At 71.2% G+C, this 23,270-nt stretch carries 24 protein-coding genes, 1 tRNA gene and 1 pseudogene; 13 read left to right on the top strand and 13 right to left on the bottom strand.

Features of this window, described 5'->3' with window-relative positions; all coding sequences use genetic code 11:
* Positions 1-11 precede the first annotated feature (11 nt).
* Both BM127_RS11605 and BM127_RS11600 read left to right on the top strand, forming a co-directional pair.
* Positions 12-470: a DUF350 domain-containing protein gene (locus BM127_RS11605; RefSeq protein ID WP_091198810.1), complete on the top strand. Its 459-nt coding sequence runs from the start codon at positions 12-14 to the stop codon at positions 468-470.
* Between the two features lie 10 nt (positions 471-480).
* On the top strand, positions 481-1,743 hold the full coding sequence (locus BM127_RS11600) for a glutathionylspermidine synthase family protein (protein ID WP_091198808.1): 1,263 nt from the start codon (positions 481-483) through the stop codon (positions 1,741-1,743).
* Here BM127_RS11600 and BM127_RS11595 read toward each other — a convergent pair.
* Genes BM127_RS11595 through BM127_RS11585 form a run of 3 tightly spaced genes read right to left on the bottom strand, consistent with a single transcriptional unit; the run spans position 1,740 to position 3,903 of the window.
* Positions 1,740-2,774 carry a hypothetical protein gene (locus BM127_RS11595; RefSeq protein ID WP_091198806.1) on the bottom strand — a complete coding sequence of 345 codons (1,035 nt, stop codon included), beginning with the start codon at positions 2,772-2,774 and terminating at the stop codon, positions 1,740-1,742. The two genes, BM127_RS11600 and BM127_RS11595, sit on opposite strands and share 4 nt — an antisense overlap.
* A complete protein-coding gene (locus BM127_RS11590; protein WP_091198804.1) occupies positions 2,771-3,247 on the bottom strand; it encodes a glutathione peroxidase in 477 nt (158 codons plus the stop codon). Before BM127_RS11590 ends, BM127_RS11595 begins: the two co-directional genes overlap by 4 nt.
* Positions 3,244-3,903: a nitroreductase family protein gene (locus tag BM127_RS11585; RefSeq protein WP_231263401.1), complete on the bottom strand. Its 660-nt coding sequence runs from the start codon at positions 3,901-3,903 to the stop codon at positions 3,244-3,246. The genes BM127_RS11590 and BM127_RS11585 overlap by 4 nt, the downstream gene beginning before the upstream one ends.
* Before the next feature lie 140 nt (positions 3,904-4,043).
* Here BM127_RS11585 and BM127_RS23095 point away from each other — a divergent pair, with 140 nt between their 5' ends.
* Positions 4,044-4,640, top strand: a complete 597-nt coding sequence (locus BM127_RS23095; protein ID WP_091198803.1) for a LysM peptidoglycan-binding domain-containing protein — start codon at positions 4,044-4,046, stop codon at positions 4,638-4,640.
* Here BM127_RS23095 and BM127_RS11575 read toward each other — a convergent pair whose 3' ends face one another.
* Together BM127_RS11575 and BM127_RS11570 are read right to left on the bottom strand one after the other, a co-directional pair.
* On the bottom strand, positions 4,641-4,934 hold the full coding sequence (locus tag BM127_RS11575) for a biopolymer transporter Tol (protein ID WP_091198801.1): 294 nt from the start codon (positions 4,932-4,934) through the stop codon (positions 4,641-4,643).
* Positions 4,935-4,996: 62 nt separating this feature from the next.
* Positions 4,997-5,079 (bottom strand) — tRNA-Leu (locus BM127_RS11570).
* A 221-nt stretch (positions 5,080-5,300) separates the two neighbouring features.
* Between BM127_RS11570 and BM127_RS11565 the strand changes: the two genes are divergently transcribed.
* From BM127_RS11565 to pknB, 7 genes are all read left to right on the top strand, one after another.
* Entirely contained in the window at positions 5,301-6,017 is a 717-nt protein-coding gene (locus BM127_RS11565; protein ID WP_091198799.1) for an FhaA domain-containing protein, read from the top strand.
* Positions 6,010-6,483 carry an FHA domain-containing protein FhaB/FipA gene (locus tag BM127_RS11560; RefSeq protein WP_091198797.1) on the top strand — a complete coding sequence of 158 codons (474 nt, stop codon included), beginning with the start codon at positions 6,010-6,012 and terminating at the stop codon, positions 6,481-6,483. Before BM127_RS11565 ends, BM127_RS11560 begins: the two co-directional genes overlap by 8 nt.
* Complete coding sequence (locus tag BM127_RS11555) at positions 6,480-7,733, top strand: PP2C family protein-serine/threonine phosphatase (RefSeq protein ID WP_091198795.1); 1,254 nt, start codon at positions 6,480-6,482, stop codon at positions 7,731-7,733. Before BM127_RS11560 ends, BM127_RS11555 begins: the two co-directional genes overlap by 4 nt.
* Before the next feature lie 13 nt (positions 7,734-7,746).
* Positions 7,747-9,171 (top strand): FtsW/RodA/SpoVE family cell cycle protein, encoded by a 1,425-nt coding sequence (locus BM127_RS11550; protein ID WP_091198793.1) that lies wholly within the window; start codon positions 7,747-7,749, stop codon positions 9,169-9,171.
* A gap of 64 nt (positions 9,172-9,235) precedes the next feature.
* A complete protein-coding gene (locus BM127_RS11545; RefSeq protein WP_091198791.1) occupies positions 9,236-10,696 on the top strand; it encodes a peptidoglycan D,D-transpeptidase FtsI family protein in 1,461 nt (486 codons plus the stop codon).
* Positions 10,693-12,177 carry a serine/threonine protein kinase gene (locus BM127_RS11540; protein ID WP_091198789.1) on the top strand — a complete coding sequence of 495 codons (1,485 nt, stop codon included), beginning with the start codon at positions 10,693-10,695 and terminating at the stop codon, positions 12,175-12,177. Before BM127_RS11545 ends, BM127_RS11540 begins: the two co-directional genes overlap by 4 nt.
* Positions 12,174-13,973: a Stk1 family PASTA domain-containing Ser/Thr kinase gene (gene pknB, locus BM127_RS11535; protein WP_091198787.1), complete on the top strand. Its 1,800-nt coding sequence runs from the start codon at positions 12,174-12,176 to the stop codon at positions 13,971-13,973. The genes BM127_RS11540 and pknB overlap by 4 nt, the downstream gene beginning before the upstream one ends.
* Before the next feature lie 16 nt (positions 13,974-13,989).
* On the opposite strand, the gene BM127_RS11530 is transcribed toward pknB, so the two are convergent.
* Positions 13,990-14,742 (bottom strand): DUF881 domain-containing protein, encoded by a 753-nt coding sequence (locus BM127_RS11530; RefSeq protein ID WP_091198785.1) that lies wholly within the window; start codon positions 14,740-14,742, stop codon positions 13,990-13,992.
* Positions 14,743-14,835: 93 nt separating this feature from the next.
* Here BM127_RS11530 and BM127_RS11525 point away from each other — a divergent pair, with 93 nt between their 5' ends.
* Positions 14,836-15,288, top strand: a complete 453-nt coding sequence (locus BM127_RS11525) for a cell division protein CrgA (protein WP_091198783.1) — start codon at positions 14,836-14,838, stop codon at positions 15,286-15,288.
* Between the two features lie 305 nt (positions 15,289-15,593).
* Here BM127_RS11525 and BM127_RS11520 read toward each other — a convergent pair whose 3' ends face one another.
* Together BM127_RS11520 and BM127_RS11515 are read right to left on the bottom strand one after the other, a co-directional pair.
* The gene (locus tag BM127_RS11520; RefSeq protein WP_091198781.1) at positions 15,594-16,547 is read right to left on the bottom strand and encodes a rhomboid family intramembrane serine protease; all 954 of its coding nucleotides are present in this window, start codon (positions 16,545-16,547) and stop codon (positions 15,594-15,596) included.
* Positions 16,548-16,588: 41 nt separating this feature from the next.
* Positions 16,589-17,101 carry a peptidylprolyl isomerase gene (locus BM127_RS11515; protein WP_091198779.1) on the bottom strand — a complete coding sequence of 171 codons (513 nt, stop codon included), beginning with the start codon at positions 17,099-17,101 and terminating at the stop codon, positions 16,589-16,591.
* Positions 17,102-17,264: 163 nt separating this feature from the next.
* On the opposite strand from BM127_RS11515, the gene BM127_RS11510 reads away from it, so the two are divergent.
* Positions 17,265-18,056 carry a hypothetical protein gene (locus BM127_RS11510; RefSeq protein WP_091198778.1) on the top strand — a complete coding sequence of 264 codons (792 nt, stop codon included), beginning with the start codon at positions 17,265-17,267 and terminating at the stop codon, positions 18,054-18,056.
* Between the two features lie 96 nt (positions 18,057-18,152).
* Here BM127_RS11510 and BM127_RS11505 read toward each other — a convergent pair whose 3' ends face one another.
* The 5 genes and pseudogenes from BM127_RS11505 to BM127_RS11485 all read right to left on the bottom strand — a co-directional run.
* Positions 18,153-19,166, bottom strand: coding sequence for a lysophospholipid acyltransferase family protein (locus BM127_RS11505; RefSeq protein ID WP_231263400.1), 1,014 nt, complete (start codon positions 19,164-19,166; stop codon positions 18,153-18,155).
* Positions 19,163-20,014, bottom strand: coding sequence for a patatin-like phospholipase family protein (locus BM127_RS11500; RefSeq protein WP_091198776.1), 852 nt, complete (start codon positions 20,012-20,014; stop codon positions 19,163-19,165). The genes BM127_RS11505 and BM127_RS11500 overlap by 4 nt, the downstream gene beginning before the upstream one ends.
* A gap of 70 nt (positions 20,015-20,084) precedes the next feature.
* On the bottom strand, positions 20,085-20,465 hold the full coding sequence (locus tag BM127_RS11495) for a DUF3817 domain-containing protein (protein WP_091198774.1): 381 nt from the start codon (positions 20,463-20,465) through the stop codon (positions 20,085-20,087).
* 24 nt (positions 20,466-20,489) lie between these two features.
* Entirely contained in the window at positions 20,490-21,218 is a 729-nt protein-coding gene (locus BM127_RS11490) for an SURF1 family protein (RefSeq protein WP_157829627.1), read from the bottom strand.
* 36 nt (positions 21,219-21,254) lie between these two features.
* Positions 21,255-22,187, bottom strand: a pseudogene (locus BM127_RS11485) (RNA polymerase sigma factor); the annotation flags it as partial.
* 104 nt (positions 22,188-22,291) lie between these two features.
* On the opposite strand from BM127_RS11485, the gene BM127_RS11480 reads away from it, so the two are divergent.
* A complete protein-coding gene (locus BM127_RS11480) occupies positions 22,292-23,251 on the top strand; it encodes an IS481 family transposase (RefSeq protein WP_101228951.1) in 960 nt (319 codons plus the stop codon).
* The last annotated feature ends 19 nt before the right edge of the window (positions 23,252-23,270 follow it).

Raw genomic sequence — 23,270 nt, 5'->3', positions numbered from 1 at the left:
CAGGAGAACCTGTGACCGACCTGCTCAACGCCCTCGCCCACGCCGTCGCCTATGCCCTCGTCGGCGGCGCGATGCTCGTCGCGGCCTACTACGTCCTCGACCTAGCCACGCCCGGCCACCTCGGCACCCACCTGCGCGGGGTCGACGAGAACGGCATGGAGTCGGTGCACGCGCACTCCCGCTCGGCCGGCGTCGTCACCTCGGCCTGGCTGGTCTCCAACGCGGCCGTGCTCTTCACCGCGATCTGGACCAACGGCGAGACGTCCCTCGGGTGGGCGCTCGCGTGGACCATCAGCTTCGGGGCGCTCGGCATCGCCCTCAACACGCTGATGTTCTTCGCCGTCGAGGCAATCACGCCGGGCAACCTCCGCAAGATCGTCACCGAGCCCGGCCCGGTGCGACCGCTGGCCTACGTCGCGGCGTCCGTGGCGCTGTCCGTGGGCGCCATCGTCTGCGCCTCCATCGCGTGAGGACCGCCTGATGTGGCGCCACCGCTCGAAGGCCCGTGAGGGCTGGCGCGAGACCGTCGTCGAGCAGGGCCTGGTCTTCCCCGTCACCAAGATGCCGGACGGCTCCGAGCTCCCCTACTGGAACGAGGACGCCTGGTACGAGGTGACCATGGAGGAGGTGGAGGCGCTCGAGACCGCCACCGAGGAGCTGTGGGCGATGTGCCTGGCGGCCGTCTCCCACATGGCCACCACGATGAGCGACGAGCGCCTCGGCCTGCCGCCCGGCTCGCTGGACGTCGTACGCCGCTCGGTGGAGGCCGGCGACCCGGCGCTCTACGCGCGCTTCGACCTGGCCTACGGCGCCGACGGCGCGATCAAGATGCTCGAGATCAACGGCGACACCCCCACCGGGCTCGTGGAGACCGGGATCATCCAGTGGAACTGGATGGAGGACGTGATGCCGGAGATGGACCAGTGGAACTCGGTCCACGACCGGCTCGTCGCCGGCTGGCGCAAGCTGCGCCGCTCGGGCCGCTTCGACGGCGACCGGATGCACTTCCTCTACGACCTCGGCGAGGAGGACTCCTACGACGGCGGCGAGATGGAGATGACCGTCCACTACCTGATGGACGCCGCCATCCAGGGCGGCTGGCTCGCCCTGGCGCACCCGATGGCCGAGGTGGGCTGGAACCCCGACGCGCGGGAGTACCGCGACGTCCACGACGAGCCGATCCGCAACGCGTTCAAGCTCTACGCCTGGGAGGAGATGCTCGCCGAGCCCTTCGGCCAGTACGTCGTCGAGCGGGCGGAGGCGCGCCCCACCCGGTGGATCGAGCCGGCGTGGAAGGTCCTGCTCAGCACCAAGGCGCTGCTGCCCGTGCTGTGGGAGCTCTATCCCCACCACCGCCTCCTGCTGCCGGCGTACTTCGACGAGCCGCGCGACCTCGAGCGCTGGGTCGCCAAGCCCCTGCACGGACGCGAGGGCGACAACATCCGCATCCACCTCGACGACATGATCGAGGACGTCGTGATGCCCGGCGGCTACGGCGACGAGGGCTGGGTCTACCAGGCCTACACTGACCTCCCGAGCTTCGAGGGCAACCGCGTCGTCCTCGGCTCGTGGATCGTCGACGGCGAGGCCGCCGGGATGCTGGTGCGCGAGTCGGACAGCATGGTCACCGACTACTTCTCCCGCGTCGCCCCCCACGTCATCTCCGACGGGCTCGCGCCGACGGAGGCGCAGGTGGCCGAGTGGCTGTCCGAGCGCGTCGGACCGGACGCCCCGACCCTCTAGCTCACGACCGAGTCGGTGATCGTCCGGCTTGCGCCGAGGAAGAAGATCCCGGGCAGGGTCTCGAAGCCCTCGCTGGGGTTGTCGGTGAGCCGCGAGCCGTCGATCGTGAGCGTCCCGGTGCGGTCGTTGGAGACGAAGAAGATCGCGCCGCCGCCCTCGCGGGCGTGGTTGCCGGTGAAGGTGGAGTCCTCGATGTCGAGGTGGATCGCGTTGCCGTCGAGGTAGACCGCACCCCCTGAGCCGCCGCCGGGCGTGCCGTTGCGCGAGGGGTTCGCGCCGCGGCCGAGGGCGCGGTTGTCGGTGAAGGTCGAGTCACTGATGCGCCACGAGACGCCGATGCTGCTCAGCGCCGAGCCGTTGCTGCAGCGTCCGCCCGTGAAGGTGGAGCGGCGTACGACGACGGCGCGGTCGGCGTACTGGTCCAGCACGCGCACGGCGCCCCCGCCGAGGTCGGGGCCGGTGCGGTCGCAGCGGTTGTCGGCGAACGTGGAGTCGAGGATCCTGAGCCGACCTCCGCGCACGAAGATCGCGCCACCTCCGCCGCCGTCGGTGGTCTCGCCGGTGGCGTTGCCGGCGACGAGGCGCATCCGCCTGACCACCAGCTTCGGCTCGGCCTGGTCGTTGCAGTGCGACGTCGTCCAGACCTGCGCACGGTCGCAGGTGTTCATGTAGAGGATGCGGCGCTGGCCCTGCCCGCTCAACGTGACCAGCCCGCCGCCGTCGAGCACGACCGACGCTGCGGTGTTCACGACCTTGGCGGTCTTCTTCATCGCGATCGTCACCGGCTGCGGACCGCAGTCGAAGGAGATCCGGCCACCCGCGGCAACGGCGCGTACGACGGCGCGCGACGTGCAGGAGCCTGGGGTGCCCGATCCGACCACCGTGACGGCCGCGCGCGCCATCGCCGGTTGAGCAGGGCGCCCAGCGCCCGTGTCGAAACCCGACGCACCCGACGCCCCCGCCGGAGCCACCGGAGCCGCCGACGCCACCACCGCGGCGATCGCCGCGACGAGGACGCCGGCGCGGATCACAGCGCCTTCTCGATGTCCTTGCTGAGCTTCTCGGGCTCGGTGGTCGGCGCGAAGCGGTCGATCACCTTGCCGTCACGGCCGACGAGGAACTTGGTGAAGTTCCACTTGATCTTGGACCCGAGCATCCCGCCCTTGGAGTCCTTCAGCCACTCGAAGAGCGGGTGCGCGTCGTCGCCGTTGACGTCGACCTTCGAGAACAGCGGGAAGGTCACGCCGAAGTTGCGCTCGCAGAAGTCCGAGATCTCCGCCTCGTTGCCCGGCTCCTGGCCCCCGAACTGGTCGCACGGGAAGCCGAGGACGACCAGGCCCTGGTCGGCGTAGGTGTCCTGGAGCTGCTGGAGGCCCTTGTACTGGCCGGTGAAGCCGCACTGGGAGGCGGTGTTGACCACGAGCACGACCTTGCCGTCGTACTGCGAGAGGTCCGTGTCCGTGCCGTCGATGGCAGGCGCCGAGAAGTCGGAGAGAGTCGTCATGACACCGAGTCTGCCAGCCCGTCGGCAACCGGTGCCTCACCGAACCGGCCACCGAAGGCCCACTCCCCCAGCGGCTTGCGCACGCGGTCGCGGTGGTCGCGGGCGGCGGTGCGCTCGTCGACGTCCGCGGGGTCGCCCAGCACGCCGACCGCGATGCCGGCGACCAGCCGGTGGGTGGGAGGTAGTTCGAGCGCCTCGGCGAGCGCGTCGTGGTCGAAACCTGCGAACTGGTGGGCGTGCAGGCCCAGCGACCGCGCCTGCAGCGTGAGGTGGGCGGCGGCCTGCCCGACGTCGTGGAGCGCGTAGTCGCTGTACGCCGGGGCGTCGGGCTCCTCGCCGGTCCGCACGTGGGCGGCGGTGACGAACACGACTGACGCCCGCGGCACCCAGCCGGAGTTGCCGCGGCTGAGGGTGGCGACGAGCCGGTCGTGGTTGGCCGTCCCCGGGACGCAGACGAAGACCACCCACGGCTGGCTGTTGCCTGCGCTCGGCGCCCACTGCGCCGCGCGCAGCAGGGTCTCGATCTCACCCTCGCTGAGCCGGTGCTGGTCGTCGTACACGCTTGCGCTCCAGCGCGACCGCATCGGCTCGGCGAGGACTTCGGCGCTGGGCTGCGGGGCCTGGGGGTGGGAGCCGGGATCGTCAGTGTCGGTCACGCCGCGAGTATGCCGAGGACGTCCACCTCGTCCAGCGCCTCACCTGTGGGTGCGTGGTGGGGCGGGCGGCCGCGGCCTACGTTCGAGGACGGCCCAGCTGACGGGGACCACCCCGTCGGGCTCAACGAGAGGACCACCTGATGTCCGTGTGGGACAAGATCAAGGACGCGCTGACCACCGACGACGCCGAGGCGGCGGACGAGGCACGCAAGGAGGCCGAAGAGGCGCAGGCTGAGGCCGACAAGGCCAAGGTCGAGGCGCAGGCCCGCGCCGACGAGGCGCGCCGCAAGGCCGACGAGGCCGCGAACAAGGCCGGTCTTCCGACCGCCACCGACGAGGAGAAGGCGCAGGCCGACCAGGCTCGCCAGGACGCCGAGGCCGAGGCCCAGAAGGCGCAGGAGGAGGCCGCTGCGGCCGACCGCAAGGCCGACGAGCGTGCCCAACGCGCCATCGAGAAGGCCAACGCCCGCAAGGAGAAGCGGCAGGAAGAACGCCAGGAGGCCCGCGAGGAGCGCCAGGAGGAGCGCCAGGAGGCCCGTCAGGACGCCCGCCAGGAGGCCCGTCAGGACGCCCGCGAAGCGGCGCACGCCGACGAGGTCTACACCGTGAAGTCGGGAGACACGCTCTCCGAGATCGGCGCCCGGCACGGCGTGGACTACCACGTGCTCGCACGGGTCAACAACATCGACAACCCGGACCTGATCTTCCCCGGACAGAAGATCCGCATCCCGAAGTAGTCAGTCGAGGGCGTCGAGCTCGGTCAGCGCTGACTCCCAGCGCTCCCGACGCTCGGCGCCCGACTGCTCCCACCACGGCGTACCCCGCTCCCCGAGGCCGACCTTGGCCAGCTGGGTGCGGTGGCGCGTCGCCGCGAGCTCGGCGTCGTCCGCAGCCGTGCGGACGCCCGAGCGGCCGCGACCGAGGTGCGACTTCAGGCGGGCGAGCTCGGCCTCGGGGATCTCGGGATCCGTACGCCGCCAGCGCCGGCCGTCCACGACGAGCCACTTCTCGTCCTCGGTCGGTTCCGCCATGGCCCGAGCATGACGCAGCCCCAGAAACGACGAAGGCCCCGGGATCCGGGGCCTTCGATCTGTGCGCGAGGGGGGATTTGAACCCCCACGCCCTTTCGGACACTGCGACCTGAACGCAGCGCGTCTGCCGTTCCGCCACTCGCGCGAGAAGCAGCGGCAAAGATACCCCACGCTCAGGGGACGCTCCCAATCGGCCGGGCCCACCGCGAGCCTCCCGCCGGACGCGGGTCCGCATTCACCCGTTCGGCGGGGCGGCACCGTCGCGCGAGCGCGACCGGCCGGTACGCTCGGCGGCACCGGCCGGGCGGTGTGTGAAGCCTGCCCACTACGACGATGCGACGTGAGCGTGCGGAAAGGAGGCCCGTGGTGAACGCCCTTCAGCGGTTCGAGCACCGACTCGAGCAGGTCATCTCCGGCGTCTTCGCCCGAGCCTTCCGCAGCGCCGTGCAGCCCGTGGAGATCGCCGCGGCCCTGCAGCGCGAGTGCGACAACAACGCCCAGGTGCTCAGCCGCCAACGCCGGCTCGTGCCCAACGACTTCCACGTCGAGCTCTCCGTGACCGACCTCGACCGCATCGTCGGCCTCGGCCGCGCCCTCGAGCAGGACCTGGTCGACCAGCTCCAGGACCACGCCGACGCCCAGGGCTATGTCTTCACCGGCCCGATCTCGGTGGCCTTCGAGTCCGCCGACGACCTGACCACGGGACGGTTCCGCATCCGCAGCAAGGCGCAGGCGAGCGTGACCGACAACGACCAACGCACCCGTACGCGCTCCTCGCACGCCACCCTCGAGGTCAACGGCACCCGCCACCCGCTGCGCCCGCCGGGCCTGGTCATCGGCCGTGGCACCGAGGCCGACCTCCGGATCAACGACCCAGGCGTCAGCCGGCGCCACCTCGAGCTCGAGGTCAGCATCGACGGGGTGGACGCGGTCGACCTCGGCTCGACCAACGGCATCCTGGTCGACGGCTCCAAGGTCACCCGCGCCCGCCTGCGTGACGGCTCGACCATCAAGATCGGGCACACCGAGATGACCGTCCGCATCGACGGAGGTCGCGACGAGGCCGGGGGCTGGAATGTCTGAGCTGACCCTCTTCCTGATCCGGGCCGCCTTCCTGGCGATCCTCTGGATCTTCGTGCTCTCGGCGATCTCGGTGATCCGCTCCGACATGTTCGGCGCGCGCGTCCCCGAGTCCGCCCGGGGCGGCGCACCCAAGGCCGAGCGCAAGCCCGGCAAGGCCCGCAAGCCGCGACGCGGTGCGCCCACCCACCTGCTCGTGGTCGAGGGCGAGAACCCCGGCACCCGCGCCGAGCTCGCCGACGCCCCGCTCCTCATCGGTCGCGGCAGCGACGCGGCGATCAAGCTCGACGACGACTACGTCTCCACCCGCCACGCCCGCATCGCCGCCAGCGGCGACGAGTGGTTCGTGGAGGACCTCGGCTCGACCAACGGCACCTACGTCGGGCCGGTGCGCATCACCCAGCCCACCACCATCGGGCTCGGGGTCCAGGTCCGCGTCGGCAAGACGATCCTGGAGCTGCGGAAGTGACCTTCTACCTCCACTACTCCGCGATCTCCGACGTCGGTCGGGTCCGCCGGGAGAACCAGGACAGCGGCTACGCCGGCCCCTGGCTGCTGACCGTCTGCGACGGCGTGGGCGGCGCCGTACGCGGTGACCTGGCGTCCAGCACCGCCGTGCAGGCGCTGCGCAAGCTCGACCAGGAGCCCGACGAGGACATCCTCGGCCAGGTGGCCGGCGCCGTGCACCGCGCCGACGACCGGATCGCCGAGCTGGTCGAGGAGGACCCGGGCCTCAACGGCACGTCCACCACCGCGACCATCGCCCTCTTCGACGGCGCCCGCTTCGGGATCGGCCACATCGGTGACAGCCGCGCCTACCTCTACCGCCGCGGGGAGCTGCGCCAGCTCACCCACGACCACACCTTCGTCCAGTCGCTCATCGACGAGGGCCGCATCACCGAGGAGCAGTCGCGGACCCACCCGCACCGCAACCTCATCCTCAAGGCCCTCGACGGCATCCGCCACGAGGAGCCCGACCTCTTCGAGTTCCCGGCCGAGGTCGGCGACCGGATCTTCCTGTGCAGCGACGGCGCCTGCGGCACGCTGACCGACGCCCGGATGGCCGACATCCTCGCCACCGGCACCCCCGACTTCGCGGCCGTCGAGCTGACCCGCGCCAGCCTCGAGGCCGGCAGCACCGACAACGTCACCTGCATCGTCGCCGACGTCTCCGAGGAGGCGCCGTCGGAGGACCTGGTCCCGCTGCTGGTCGGTGCCGCCGCCGACCTGCCGCGCCGGATGCCGCTGGCCGGCGCCGTCGGCGGGCTGTTCCGCGGCCACCGCTCCGGCGACACCGGCGAGATCCCCCCGGTCCCCGGCGACGTGCCCGAGGGCGCCTTCGCCGCCGATCCGATCGACCCGGAGTCGGCGCGCTACGCCCCCCGACCCCCCACCCGCTACACCTGGCTGCGGCGGGCGATGGCCGCGGCTGTCGTCCTCGGCCTCACCTGGGTCGTGCTCGCGGCCGGGTGGTCGTGGAGCCAGGAGCAGTTCTACGTCGCCGAGCAGGACGGCATGGTCACGATCTTCCGTGGCATCGACGCCGACCTCCCGGGCCTCTCCCTCTCCCACGCCTTCGAGGTCACCGACGTCGACCTCGCCCGGCTCAGCGACATCGACGCCGAGCAGGTGCGCGAGGGCATCGAGGCCGACGACCTCGACGACGCGCGCCTGACCGTCGACAACTACGCCGCTCGCCAGGACGTCGAGCAAGAGTGACGGGCTGCCAGCGATGAGCCAGACCGGGAGCCTGATGTCCGGGGGCCTGATGACCTTTGTGCACCGGCGCCGCCGGGGTGCGGAGCTGTTCCTGCTCGTCCTCGCGCTGGCGGTCGGCATCGGCGCCTACGCCGCCGTGGGCCTGGGCCTCGAGGGCGAGGTCCCCGCCGACATCGTCGGCTACGGCGGCTGGCTCACCGCGCTGATCGTCGCCGCGCACGTGACCGTCCGCGTCGTCGCGCCGTACGCCGACCCGGTGCTGCTGCCGCTCGTGGCCGCGCTCAACGGGCTCGGCCTGGCCGTGCTCCGCCGCCTCGACATCACCTACGAGGCGCTCGGCTTCGACCAGCACACCTTCGCCCGGCAGCAGCTGACGTGGATGACGGTGGGCGTCGTGCTCTTCATCATCACGCTGGTCGTGCTGCGCGACCACCGCGTGCTCCAGCGCTTCACCTACACCGCCGGCCTGGTCGGCATCGTGCTGCTGATCCTGCCGTTCCTCCCGGTCATCGGCCGCGAGATCAACGGCGCGCGCATCTGGATCAACGTCGCCGGCTTCAGCTTCCAGCCGGGCGAGGTGGCCAAGGTGATGCTGGTCATCGCCTTCTCCGGCTACCTCGTCCTGCACCGCGACGCGCTGGCGCTCGCCGGGCGCCGCGTGGTCTTCGTGGACCTGCCGCGCGGGCGCGACCTGGGCCCGATCCTGGCGATGTTCGGTGTCTCGATGATGATCCTGGTGCTCCAGAACGACCTCGGGTCCTCGCTCCTCTTCTTCGGCCTCTTCCTCGCCATGCTCTACGTCGCCACCGAGCGACCGGGGTGGCTCGTGGTCGGCGCCGGGCTGTTCGCCGCCGGCGCGCTGGCGGCGTACACGTTCGTCGGCAACGTGCAGAACCGCTTCAACTTCTGGCTGAACCCGATGGACTACTACGACGTGACGCCCGGCAGCTACCAGCTCGTCGAGGCGCTGTTCGGCATGGGCTGGGGCGGGCTGATCGGCCGCGGCCTCGGCAACGGCTTCCCCGAGCGGGTGCCGTTCGCCTACTCCGACTTCATCCTGTCCACCATCGGCGAGGAGCTCGGGCTCACCGCGGTCATGGCGATCGTGGTCTGCTACGGCCTGATCGTCGAGCGGGCGCTGCGCATCGCGCTCATCTCGCGCGACGGCTTCGGCAAGCTGATGGCCGTCGGCCTCGGCGCGATCGTCGCGCTCCAGGTCTTCGTCGTCATCGGCGGCGTCACCGGCCTGATCCCCCTGACCGGCCTCACCACCCCGTTCCTGTCCTACGGCGGCTCCTCACTCGTCGCCAACTGGGTCGTCATCGCCCTTCTCCTCCGCATCTCCGACCAGGCCCGGCGCCCGGCGCCGCGGATGGACCCGGTCGCCGACGAGGCCGAGGCCGACAGCGAGCACACGCAGGTGGTGAAGTTGAAGTGACAGAGCCCATGGTCCACGGTCCCCACCGACCAGCGGCCCAGCCTTCGACGATCCGGGGGCACCGGTGAACAAGCCCATCCGCGTCGTCTCCGTCTTCTGCCTGATCCTCTTCATGGCGCTCCTCGTCAACGCGACGTACCTGATGTACGTCCGCGCCGACGACCTCGGCCAGGACCCGCGCAACCGCCGCATCATCACCGCGACGTTCTCCCGCGAGCGCGGCGCGATCCTCGTCGGCAAGGAGGCGATCGCGCAGAGCGTGCCGTCCGACGACAAGTACAAGTTCCAGCGCACGTACTCCCAGCCCTTCAAGTACGCCCCGATCACCGGCTACTTCTCCTGGTACAGCCAGACCGGGGTCGAGCGCTCGCAGAACGCGGTGCTCGCCGGCGACGACTCGCGGCTCTTCGTCACCCGCCTGGTCGACCTGCTGAGCAACACCGACCCCAAGGGCGGCAACGTCCAGCTGACGGCCGACGCCGCCGCGCAGGACGCGGCCTGGGCCGGGCTCGAGGACCTTCCCGGCGATGCGCAGGGCGCCGTGGTCGCCCTCGAGCCGACCACCGGCCGGGTGCTGGCGATGGCCTCGACGCCGACCTTCGACCCCAACGGCTTCGCCTCCCACGACTTCAAGGCGGTGGCCGAGCTCGACAAGCAGCTCAACGCCGACCCCAGCGAGCCCCTCATCAACCGCGCCATCGGCACCACGCTGCCGCCGGGGTCGACCTTCAAGCTCGTCACCGCCGCGGCCGCGATCGAGTCGGGCAACTACGACGCCGACTCGATGGTGCCGGGCGGCTTCCGGTTCCAGCTGCCGCAGTCCTCGGACACCGTGGGCAACTACGACGGTGGCAACTGCGGTGGGCGACGGATCACCCTGACCCAGGCCCTGCAGGTGTCCTGCAACGTCACCTTCCTGACCCTCGCCAACGAGCTCGGCAACGAGGCGATGGCCGACCAGGCCGAGGCCTTCGGCTTCAACTCGACCTCGCTCGAGGACCTCGGCGGGCAGGCCGCGTCGCTCTACCCGCGCGACATGGACGCCCCGCAGACGGCACTGTCGGGCATCGGCCAGTCGAGCGTGACCGCGACTCCGCTCCAGATGGCGATGGTCGCGGCCGCGATCGCCAACGACGGCGACGTGATGCGCCCCTACGTCGTCGACGAGGTCCGCGCCCCCAACCTCTCCGTCCTCGACCGCACCGACCCGCAGAGCATCAGCAAGGCGATCTCGAGCACCACCGCCGAGGAGCTCACCCGGATGCTCGTCGCCACGGTCGACGACGGAACGGCCTCGCCCGCTGCCATCCCGGGTGTCGAGGTCGCCGGCAAGACCGGCACGGCTCAGTCCTCGGGCGACCGCCCGCCCTACGCCTGGTTCGTCTCCTTCGCCCCGGCCAACGACCCACAGGTCGCGGTGGCCGTGCTCGTGCAGTCCAGCGACACCTCCCCCGACGAGATCGGCGGCGGAGTCCTCGGCGGCCCGATCGCCAAGTCGGTCATGGAGGCGGTGATCAACCGGTGACCGCCCTCGCGCCCGGAGGCCACGTCGACGAGGCCCGCCGCTACGTCCTGGAGTCGCGCATCGCCACCGGCGGGATGGGCGAGGTGTGGTCCGCGCGCGACACCGTGCTCAACCGTCCCGTCGCGGTCAAGGTCCTCAAGGCCGAGTACGCCGACGACGCCCTGTTCCGCCAGCGCTTCGAGACCGAGGCCCGGCACGCAGCCTCCCTGCACCACCCCGGCATCGCCTCCGTCTTCGACTACGGCGCGAGCTCGCTCGACGACGGCTCCGCGACCCCGCGCCCCTACCTCGTCATGGAGCTCGTCGAGGGCCAGCCCCTGTCCGCACTGCTGCGGCCCGGTGCCCCGCTCGACCCGACGGCGGCACAGGACCTCCTCGCCCAGGCCGCCGACGCGCTCGGCGTCGCGCACGCCGCCGGGATCGTGCACCGTGACGTGAAGCCGGCCAACCTGCTCGTCACCCCCGACCGCAGGGTCAAGATCACCGACTTCGGCATCGCGCGCGCCGCGGAGGGCATGGCCCTGACCGAGACCGGCCAGGTCATGGGCACGCCGGCCTACATCTCGCCCGAGCAGGCCGAGGGCACCACCGCCACCGCGGCCTCCGACGTCTACTCCCTGGCTGTCGTCGCCTTCGAGTGCCTCGTCGGGCGCAAGCCGTTCCTCGCCGACACCGCCGTCGCCACCGCGATCGCCCACCTGCGCAACCCGGTCCCCGAGCTGCCCAACAGCGTGCCCGCCGACCTCGCCCGCGTCGTACGCCGTGGGCTGTCCAAGTCTCCTGAGGACCGCTACCCCGACGGCACCGCCTTCGCCCGCGCCCTGCGCAACCCCGCCGGTGAGGAGACCGCGACCGTCGTCGCTCCGGTCGTGGCGGCAGCGCCGGAGTCCACCCAGGTCATGGCCGCCGCCCCGGTCAGCGGTGGCCCGGCCACCTCGTCCTACGACCCGGCCGTGGCTGCAGCGCCGCCCGGGCGACGGCGTACGACCCCGTGGCCGCTGCTGATCGGCGTGGCTGCCGTGCTGCTCGCGGTGCTGGCCGCGTGGTGGCTGGGGACGCGCGGCGACGACGACCCGACCGGGGCGACGACCTCGGCGTCCGCGAGCCCCTCGGCCAGCGACACACCCAGCCCGACGCCGAGCGAGAGCCCCAGCGAGAGCCCGAGCGAGACGCCGACCGAGACCCCCAGCGACACACCCAGCGAGACGCCGAGCGAGACCGCCACCGAACCTGCGAGCGTCGAGGTGGATCCGGCTGCCTTCGTCGGGCGCAAGGTCAAGGACGTCGAGAAGGAGCTGGCGGACCTCGGGCTCGTGCCCGAGCTCGTCGAGCTCGAGAACACCGGCGAGGCGGAGAAGGACACCGTGGCCGACGTGTCACCCAGTGGCACCCTGACCGAGGGCGACACCGTGACCGTGAGCTACTTCGGCAAGCCGCCCCCGGGCAACCCCAACGACACCGGAGAGGACGACCAAGGATGACGCAGCCCGAGCCGACCCTGATCGGCGGCCGCTACGAGCTCGCAGAGCTCCTCGGTCGCGGAGGCATGGCCGAGGTGCGCAAGGGCAAGGACCTGCGCCTGGGCCGCACGGTGGCCGTCAAGCGGCTGCGCACCGACCTGGCGAGCGACGCCACCTTCCAGGCGCGCTTCCGGCGCGAGGCCCAGTCCTCGGCCTCCCTCAACCACCCGTCGATCGTGTCGACCTACGACACCGGCGAGGAGATGGCCACCGACGGCTCCGGCGTCGCGCAGCCCTACATCGTCATGGAGTGCGTCGAGGGACGCACCTTGCGCGACATCCTGCGCGAGGGCCGCAAGATCCTCCCCGAGCGCGCCCTGGAGATCACCAGCGGCGTGCTGGCGGCGCTCGACTACAGCCACCGCGCCGGGATCATCCACCGCGACATCAAGCCCGGCAACGTCATGCTCACCCCGTCCGGCGACGTGAAGGTGATGGACTTCGGCATCGCCCGGGCTATCTCCGACGCGTCCAACACGATGACGCAGACCGCAGCCGTCGTCGGCACCGCCCAGTACCTCTCCCCCGAGCAGGCGCGCGGCGAGACCGTCGACTCCCGCTCCGACGTCTACTCCACCGGCTGCATGCTCTACGAGCTGCTCACCGGACGGCCGCCCTTCGTCGGTGACAGCCCGGTCGCGGTGGCCTACCAGCACGTGCGCGAGCAGGCCGCGCCGCCGTCCGACCTCGACGACCAGCTCGACGCCGAGATCGACGCCATCGTGATGAAGTCGTTGGCCAAGCGCGTCGAGGACCGCTACCAGAGCGCCGCGGCGATGAGGGCCGACATCGAGCGCTACCTCGCCGGCCACCCCATCCAGGCACCCGCGGTGGTCCCGCCGCCGGCGGACACGCAGTACGTCTCCCCCGTGCCCGCCGACGCCACCGCGACGATGGCCGCGAGCGGCCCCCCTCCGTCGCAGGACCAGCCCTCCAGGGGCCGGGCCGGCTGGTGGGCCCTCGGCGCCCTGGTCGTCGTGGCCCTGCTCGTCGGCGCCTACCTGATGAACGACCTCCTCTTCGACGCCGCCCCCGAGCGCGTCGCCGTGCCCAACGTGGTCGGGATGACCGAGGACGAGGCCCGCGTCGCGATCGCCGACAAGGGCTTCGTCGTGGGCCGGATCGACCGTGAGGCGTCCGACACCGTCGCGGCCGACACGGTCATCGAGCAGAGCCCCAACCGTGACGTCTTCGAGGACCCCGGAGCGTCCATCAGCTTCGTCCTGTCCCTCGGCAAGCCCGAGGTCGAGGTGCCCTCGGTGGTCGGCGGCCTCCGCAAGGACGCGCGCGCGCAGCTGGTCGCGCTGGGGCTCAAGGTGAGGTTCGTGGAGGAGGACTCCGACGAGGACCGCTACCAGGTGCTCAGCACCAACCCTCCGGCCGGCACGTCCGTGGCCGAGGGCACCACGATCGACGTCGTCTTCTCCGACGGCCCGGAGCAGGTCCCGGACGTCCGCGGCCTCCGGCAGGCAGCCGCGGAACAGGCGATCCGCGAGGCGGGCTTCGTCCCGGACGTACGCACCGACGCCACGTCGACGGAGCCGAAGGGCACCGTCGTCGACCAGATCCCGCTGGGTGGCACCGCCGACCAGGACAGCACCGTGACGATCTTCGTGTCCGCCTTCGAGGAGCCGGTGACCCCCACCGAGACGCCCACGGAGACCCCGACCGAGACTCCGCCCACCCCGACGGACAGCCCGACGCTCCCGACCGAGTCGCCGAGCACGCCCACGACCCCGCGGACCGGGGCGCCCTGACCGAAGGGCGCGAGACCTACTCCGGGATCGGCGTGGCGTAGGTGAGGTCGAGGAGCCCGTCGTACGCCGGTGCGGTGGCCGAGTCGAGCGGGACCATGTCCCACGAGACACCCCCGCCGGGGATGGCCGTGTAGTCGCGGTAGGTCGCGAGGATCGGGTCGGTCGTCAGCTCTGCCTCGAGCCGGGCCTGGTCACCGATGCCGACGATGACGTACGGCGGGGAGTACGGCAGCCCGTGCAGGGTCACCTGGTTGCCCTCGCACTTGATGCCGGTGGTGGAGACGAGCCGCTGGCCCTGGATGGTGACCGCCTCCGCGCCGGCGTTCCACATCGCGTTGGCCACGGCCTGGATGTCCTGCTGGTGGACGACGAGGTCGTTGGGGTCGCCCTCGTAGGCGAGGCGTACGTCCACCGACGCGTCGTCGAGGGTCACCTGCATGGCCGACCCGACCCGCTCGGTCAGCCCGGCCGGGTCGACGAGCGTGGCGATCTCGTCCTGCACGCGCGAGACCGAGCGGTCCCCCAGCTGCGTGCTGAGCGCCTCGACCTCGGCGTTGAGCGCCGATGCCTGGGCGGTCAGGTCCCCGGCCTCGTCACGCTCGGCGCGCACCACGGAGGCCAGGTCGGTGAGGGGCCCGCCTCGCAGGTCGAGGCCGTCGCTCTGCTTGGCGCTCACCGCGAAGAGGGTGCCGCTGAGCAGCACCACCAGCGGCGTCGCCACCCGCCAGACGCGGTGGCGTCCGGGGGATGAGTGGGACGGGGAGGGCATGGCGACTACGCTAACCCCCCGTTGGGCGCTGCGGCGCCCGCGACCGACGTGGCAGCACGTCGCTAGACCTCCCACCCAGCCACAGGAGCAGCAGTGTCGAAGTCCCAGACGGTCATCGCCGAGGAGAAGAACTCGCTCTTCTCCGTCAGGTTCCTGATCGCCCTGCTGCTCATCGTGGCCGGCATCGCTTGGCTGGTCTTCTACTACGCGCAGGCCCGCGGCAACCCGCTCGCGTTCCCGCCGGTCGAGGGCTCGCCCAAGTCCGTCGCCGACCTCGGCCTCTGGAACTACGCGATCGGCTTCGGCCTGCTGATGGTCGGCCTGATGATCTCCGCGCACCCCTCCACCCCGCTCGGCCGCGGCCGCGGCGTCGTGGTCGGGATGCTGGGCTGCTTCCTGGTCGGCCTGATCTGGATCTGCACCTTCTACGTCTTCTCCGACGACCTCTCCAGCCTGTGGGTCTTCAACGACCTCGGCCAGTGGAACCTCGTCGTCGGAATCGCTTTCATGGCAGTCGGGTTCAGCTTCGCGACCAAGTGGGAGTAGGTTCTCCCTCGGCACGCTGAGCGTGCCTGCGCTTCACCTGCAGTGCCTGTGTCCTGGGCCTCGAGCGGTGAGTGAGGCGCCTTCCTGGGGAAGGGAAGGCGTCTCTCTCACCGCTCGAGTCGATTTCGGGGGCGCTCGGTCGTCCGTGGGGCGCTCGCGCAGGCGTTCGGATTTCCACACTGTGGAGAACTCCTGTGGAGAATTACACGCGTGTAGTTATCCACAGGTGTGTGCACAGCTGTGGGTAACCCAACAGCCCCCGCCACCACGTCGTACGACGCGGGGCGGGGGCTGCAGGTGATGGGTCAGACGAGGGCGCCGACGCGCACGACGGCGAGCGCCAGCAGCACGACCGTGAGCAGTCCGACGCCGGCCCACTGGACGATCGAGCGGCTGGACTTCGGGGCGTAGGCGATGATCGCCGCGGTCGCGACACCTCCGAGGAAGCCGCCGAGGTGGCCCTGCCAGGAGATGAGCCGCCAGCCGACGACGGTGATCACGACGCCGATGACGAGGTTCTGCATGAGCCACTGCGAGTTGAGCCGGGCCTTCTTGGCGGTGACCAGCAGGGCACCGAGGAGGCCGAAGAGGGCGCCCGAGGCACCGACGGTGCTGGAGTCGGGGCTGGCGAGGAAGAGCACCATCACCGACGAGGCGAGGGCGCTGACGAGGTAGACCGCGAGGAAGCGGGCCCGACCGACGATGCCCTCGAGCGCCGGGCCGAAGACGAACAGGGCGAACATGTTCATCGCCACGTGCCAGATCTCCACGTGGGTGAACGCACTCGTGACGAGCTGCCACCAGGCACCGTCGGCGACGCCCGCGTGCCAGACGCCGTCCCCCGAGGTGAGCGTCTCGCAGACGCGGGAGTCGGAGATGCCGGGGTAGTACTGGCTGGGGGTCGACGTCGAGCCGCAGCGACCGACCGGCGCGAGGGCCAGCAGGTCGACGACGCGGGACAACCGCCCGCCGGTGGCGGCGATCGCGAGCCAGATGACCGCGTTGATGCCGATCAGGACGTACGACGTCAGGCGCGGGTCGGCGCTGCGCTCGCCGCCGTACATGGCGCGGTTCTGGCGCGAGCCCTTGTTGGCCTGCTTGACGCAGTCGGGGCACTGGAAGCCCACGGCCGCGTCACGCATGCAGTCGGGGCAGATCGACTTGTCGCAACGCTGGCAGCGGATCCAGGTCTCGCGATCGGGGTGCCGATAACAGGTCGGCACCCCGGTCGCGGCCTGGCCGTCGGACGGCTGGGTCATCGGCGGCTGTGGGTCATTCGATCGCGACGGTCAGGGACCGGTCAGCGCTCGACGGTGACGGACTCGATCACCACGGGCTCGGACGGACGGTCCATCGCACCGGTCGCGGTGGTGCCGATGGCGTCCACGACGTCGCGGCCGGCCTGGTCGGCGACCTCACCGAAGATCGTGTGCTTGCGGTTGAGCCACGGGGTGGCGCCCAGGGTGATGAAGAACTGCGAGCCGTTGGTGCCGGGCCCGGCGTTGGCCATCGCGAGCAGGTAGGGCTTGTCGAAGACGAGCTCGGGGTGGATCTCGTCCTTGAACGTGTAGCCCGGGCCACCGGTGCCGGTGCCCAGCGGGCAGCCGCCCTGGATCATGAAGCCCTCGATGACCCGGTGGAAGCCGAGGCCGTCGTAGTACTTCTCGCCGCTGCGACCCGCGTCGTCGCGGTAGTCCTTGGTGCCCTCGGCGAGGCCGACGAAGTTCTCGACGGTCTCGGGGGCGTGGTTGGGAAGGAGGTTGATGACGATGTCGCCCCGGTTGGTCTTCAGGGTCGCCTTCAGGTCGGCCATGGGAGTGCCTCTCAGATGTATGTCTTGTGTGCGCCTCGATCCTGCCACGCGGGACCCACAGGCGACCCCTCGCCCGCCTCTCGCCCGTCCCTCACCCGGACGGGGCTGTTCGGCTCAGGGTGGGCATGGTGAGATGGAGTCACACTGAAAGAGGAGGTCACCCATGCCTTTCGGCCGCAAGAAGTCCTACATGGACCGCGCCCACGACTACGTCGAGCAGCTCTCGGAGACCGTTCTCCCCCCGCTGGAGTCGGCGTGGGAGCAGACGGTGGAGAAGGCCGGACCCGCTCTCGCCGACGCCCGCGACAAGGCCACCCCCCTGATCGCCGAGGGCCGAGCCCTCGCCGCGGAGAAGGCGGCCGTGGGTGCCGCGTTCGCGGCCGAGATGGCCACCGAGGCCCGTGAGAAGGCCGCCCCGATCCTGGCCGAGGCCCGGGCCACCGCCGCTGACAAGGCGTCGGTCGGCGCTGCGCTCGCCGCGGAGAAGGCGTCCGCGAGCCGCGACCTGGCCACGGCCAAGGTCAACGAGCTGAGGGGCGTCGAGCCCGAGCCCCAGGGCAGCAAGCTCAAGAAGTTCCTGCTGGTCACCGGCCTCCTGGCCGTCGGCGGCGTCGTCTTCAGCAAGCTGCGCTCCAAGCAGGACGAGGGCGCCAACTGGCAGTCCACCTACGTCCCGCCCGCACCGCCCAGGTCGTCGACCCCCGCAGCCGCGGCTGCACCGGTCACGCCGGCCACCACGTCCGTACCGGTCACCGGTGACCCGCTCACCGACCCGCTGCCGGACGACGTCAGCGCCGACGACGTCGTGACCGTCGACCCGCCGTCCACCGACGACATCGGTGGCGGCGCCCCCGGCGAGGCGATCAGCGACTCGGTCGAGGGAGCCCACGAGGCCACCACGCCCGACGAGCCCGCGGAGATCATCGACATCGACGACGTGCCGCACAAGAAGTAGCTCCCCCCGCGACACCTGCTTCGGGCGGTGTCCCCACCACACTCCGTACGCCGGAACTGCGGCTGGGGCACCGCCCGAAGGTCGTTCAGGCACCGCTCACACGTCGACGCGGTTCTCCGCGATCCACCCGTCGACCTGTTCCCACCAGCCGTAGAGCCACTCGATCCGCTCCTCGCGGTCCTGGGGGATCTCGGCGCGCGAGACCTCCCACCACCGCATGGTGATCGTCTTGTCCATCGGCAGCGAGCGCCACAGGTCGCTGACGGTCACGAGGTGGTCGAGCCCGGTGTGCGCGACCACCAGCACGTCGGCGTCGGGTGCGGCCTCCAGCGCGGCGAGCACGCCGCCGGGTCGGGGTGCCAGCACGTGGATCATCTCCTCGGCTCGCACCGCCATCCGCTCGAGGCCGAGCTTGCGGAGCCGGGCGATCCCCTTGTCCCGACGCCCGGCGGTGAAGTTGCCGCCCTCGGGGAAGATCACGAAGGCGTCGTTGTGGTCGAGGCCTGTGGCCAGCGCCTTGATCTGCGACTCGAGGTCCTCACCGGCCGCGGGGTTGGGCGAGATGAAGCGTGCCGGGATCCGTCGCAGGACCACGTCGATCACCGGGTCCCAGGCGAGGGTGTTCTTGAGGACCACCCGGGGCTCGCGGTGGTACCAGTGCAGCAGGGCGTACATGAGGATGAACGAGTCGCCCGGCCCCGCGTGGCGGCACATCACGATCACCGGCCCGTCAGGGATGCGCCTCGGGTGCGGGCCGTCCGTATGGATCCGCAGCGCCAGCACCCTCCGGGCTTCGCGGAAGAACGCGATCAGCGTGCCCTGCAGCAGGTCGTAGTGGATGCCGGCGAAGTAGGGGGACCGGATCCTCCACCCGAAGCCGCTGGCCAGCCACAGGCCCAGCAGCACCGCGAGGAGCAGCGTCTCGAAGCTCAGGTAGACGACGAAGACCCACAGCAGCCGCAGCGCGCGGAGCCGTCCGGGCAGCAGCGGCGACAGCGCGGCAGCGCCGATCAGCCAGAGCGGCATCGTCACCCACAGCACGACGGTCAGGCCGATCACGGCCGGCGCGACGACCAGCCGCCGCAGGGCCCAGACCAGTGCCGTGCTCACGGCTGCGGGTCCGCCTCGTCGGAGTCGCCGAGGACCTCGCGCAGGAACGCCCGGGAGGCGTCGTACGAGCCGTCGATGCGGGCCTGTACGCCGCCGAAGTCGCGGTGGGCGCGCAGCGAGTCGTCCTTGGCGGAGGTGCCGCCGGCCGGAAGGACGTGCGCCTCGACCCCGTCGGGGATGGTCGCCATGTCACGCATGAAACGGTGCCGGCGGGCCACCTCGAAGCTGACCCGCGCGACCTCCCACGGCTTGGTCGGGGCCTTGAGCGGGCGGTCGATGCGACCGACCTGCAGCACGAAGATCCGCGTCGCGCCGAGCTCGACCGCGCGGCTGACCGGGATCGAGTTGACCAGGCCGCCGTCGAGGAAGTGCTCGCCGTCGATCTCGGCCGGCGGCAGCAGACCCGGCACGGCGGCGCTGGCCAGGATCGCCGGCACGATCGGACCGGAGGTGAACCAGTGCTCGGCGGCCCGCTCGATGCTGGCCGCGCAGACCTCCAGGCGCACGGGCAGGTCCTCGAAGCGGGTGTCGCCGAGCTCGTCGGTGAGCCGCTGCCGCAGCGGAGCCGAGGAGTAGATGTGGGTGCCCGTGGAGACGGCCCGGCGGACCGTACGCAGCGGGTTGTCGCCGTAGACGTCACGGCTCTGCGCCGTCGCGACCCACAGCTCGGTGAGCCGGTCGATCACCGACAGGTCGGGCTGCGCCGCGACGATCGCACCGTTGAGCGCGCCGACGCTGGTGCCGAGGACCAGGTCGGGCACGATGCCGCGCTCGAGCAGCGCGCGCAGCATGCCGACCTCGACGGCGCCGAGGACGCCGCCGCCGCCGAGGACGAACGCAGTCTCCATGGACGGAGCCTAGGGCGCCCGCTGGTCGAGGAGGGACGAAGTCCCGTCACGAGACCCGGGATGCGCCGGTCTAGGTCACCTCGGGGTGCTCCGCGCGCACCCGCTGCGTCGCGCGGTGCTCGGCCCAGAAGGACAGGACCGGGATCGTGCCGCACACCAGCGTCACGAGGGTGAAGGGCAGGTCCCAGCCGGCACGGCGCGAGAGCGCGAAGGCGCTGAGCAGGAAGATCATGTAGAGCCAGCCGTGCGCGACACCGAGGTAGGTGGTGATCGCCTCGCCGAGCTGGTTGATGTCGGAGCCGGGCGTCACCCACGACGGGGTGCTGTCGAAGACCCCCCACATCGACGTGCCGTCGAAGTTGGCCAGCGGGACGCCGACCAGGATGAGCACCACGAGCAGGACGCCGACGATGGTGGCCATGACGCGGTAGGCGGTGAGGTTGCGGGACACGGCGCCCAAGGTATCGGGCACCGCCTATCCCGCGATCGGTGAGGCCACCTCGGGTGCCGTCGCGTCGCGTCGCCAGCGCCACCAGATGAAGGCCGCGAACCCACCGAAGACCCACCACTCGAAGGCGTAGAGCAGGTTGCGGATCCCGGTGGAGCGGCTGGGCTCAGGGAGCGCCGCGAGCTCGGCCGCCTCCAGGCCCGGAGCGGGGTCCTGCGCGATGAGGTAGGCGGAGTAGAGGTCGACGTCGACGCGCTGCACCGCGTCAGCCACCCGGATCTCGGGGAACACGTCGTCGCCGGGATCCTCGTCGGTGACCAGGCTGCCCTCGGGGGCCTGCAGCCACCCGGTCACGTCGGCGGGCCCGCTCGCGGCGAGCAGGTCGGAGTCGGGTTCGGGTGCCCACCCGCGTACGACGAGCACGGCGGCATCGCCGACCTGCAGCGGGGCGACGGCCCAGAAGCCCGGCTCGCCGCCCATCTCGCGGTCCGCGACCCAGAAGCCACCGTCGAGCCAGTCGCCGCTCGCCTCGACCGGACGGCCGAGGTCGTTGCCCGGGAACGGGTCGTCGTTGCCCATCACGTCGGACAGCGGGACGGGCGCGAGGGCGGTGAGGTCGCGTGCCTCGGCGTCGCGGCTCGCCTGCCACGCGTCGTACTGCCAGAAGCCGAGCCACCCCGCGATGGCCACCAGGACCAGGGTCAGCGCCGCCGCACCGAGATCGGTCAGCAGGCCGGGGCGGCGGGGGGCGGTCACGGCGTCGATCCTCCCAGCCGCCCGGTGACCGCCTCGTCAGGGTCCGAGCTCGTCACGCCGGCGAGTGAGGTAGGCCGCTTCGGCGGTGTTGCCGGCCAGCTCGATCGCCCGGTCGTACGCCGCCCGCGCGTGCGCGCTGCGGCCTAGCCGGCGCAGCAGGTCGGCTCGCGTGGCGTGGAAGGCGTGGTAGCCGTCGAGCGGGAGCTCCTCGACGAGCGCGAGCGCGACCTGCGGGCCGTCGAGCTCGGCCACGGCTATCGCCCGGTTGAGCGCCACCACAGGGGACGGGTCGAGACGGGTGAGCTGGTCGTACAGCGCCACCACCTGGGGCCAGTCGGTGTCGCGGGCGTCACCCGCGTCGGTGTGGACGGCGTTGACGGCGGCGAGGACCTGGTAGCGCCCGGGCGGCAGGCCGGAGGCGAGCCGCTCCTGGACGAGCGCGTGCCCCTCCTCGATCAACGCTCGGTCCCACGCGCCCCGGTCCTGCTGGTCGAGGGTCACCAGCTCGCCGTGGGCCGAGACCCGGGCGCCGCGGCGCGCCTCGGTGAGCAGCATCAGCGCCAGCAGCCCGACGACCTCTCCGTCGTCGGGCATGAGCTCGTGCACGAGGCGGGTGAGGCGTACGGCCTCGGCGGTCAGGTCCGCACGCACCGGGTCGGCGTCGGCGCTGCTCGCCAGGTAGCCCTCGTTGAACACCAGGTAGAGCACCGCCAGCACCCCGTCGACCCGCGCGGCCAGGTCCCCGTCCTCGGGCACCCGGTAGGGGATGCGGGCGGCCTTGATCTTCGCCTTGGCGCGGGTGATCCGCTGGGCCATCGTGGTCTCCGGCACCAGGAACGCCCGGGCGATCTCCGACACTGTCAGGCCCCCCACCATCCGCAGGGTGAGGGCGACGCGCGCCTCCGTTGCGAGGGCCGGGTGCGCGCAGGTGAAGAGCAGCCGAAGGCGGTCGTCGTCGATGGCGCCTAGCTGTACCCGGCCACGACATTGGTAGCGGCGAGCCTGGTTGAACGAGTGAGAACCTCCGGATGGGATGTGGCTTGTCTAAGGCCCACTCCAACCCGGAGGTTCTCGTGTCCCACGGTAATGCCCGTCTCACCGTCCACGGTCGTCGCCTGATCGTCCAGCGCCATCAAGCTGGCTGGCCCCAGGCCCACATCGCTGCTGCGATGGGTGTCTCGCGCCAGTGTGTGAAGAAGTGGATCGATCGCCACGACAGCGAAGGCGAGGCCGGTTTGATCAGCCGCTCTTCGCGTCCGCACTCGATGCCCACCAAGACCAGCGATGAGGTCGAGCAGAAGGTCCTCGCAGCGCGCGCTGAGTTTCGCGACGGCCCCGACGTTCTGGCCGCGAAAGTTGGTGTGCCGGCGCGGACGGTGTCGAGGATCCTGCGCCGCCACGACGTGCCGTATCTGCGTGAGTGTGACCCGATCACTGGTGATGTGATCCGGTCCTCGAAACAGACCGCCGTGCGCTACGAGCGCGAGCGGCCGGGCGAGCTGGTCCACATGGACGTGAAGAAGCTCGGCAAGATCCCCGACGGTGGCGGCTGGCGTGTCCACGGGCGCACCGATGGCAACCGCGACCGCAAGGTCAAGATCGGCTACGACTACGTCCACTCGCTCGTCGATGACCACTCCCGGCTGGCCTACAGCGAGGTCCTGCCCGACGAGAAGGGCACGACCTGCGCGGCCTTCCTCGAGCGCGCGATCGACTACTTCGCCGCCCACGGCATCGCCCAGATCGAACGGTTGATGACCGACAACGCCTGGGCCTACAAGTGGTCGCTACGCGAGGTGTGCGCCGATCACGACATCGTCCAGAAGTTCATCAAGCCCCACTGTCCCTGGCAGAACGGCAAGGTCGAGCGCCTCAACCGCACCCTGGCCACCGAGTGGGCCTACCGGCAGATCTTCACCAGCAACAACGACCGAACCGCAGCCCTTGCGCCATGGCTCGAGCACTACAACACTGAACGCCGCCACAGCGCACTCGGAGGCAACCCACCCATCAGCCGACTGCTACCAACCTGATGGCCGGGTACACCTAGCG

Source organism: Nocardioides alpinus (assembly GCF_900112035.1).
Classification (GTDB): Bacteria; Actinomycetota; Actinomycetes; order Propionibacteriales; family Nocardioidaceae; genus Nocardioides; species Nocardioides alpinus.
This window is presented reverse-complemented; position numbering and strand designations above follow the sequence as displayed.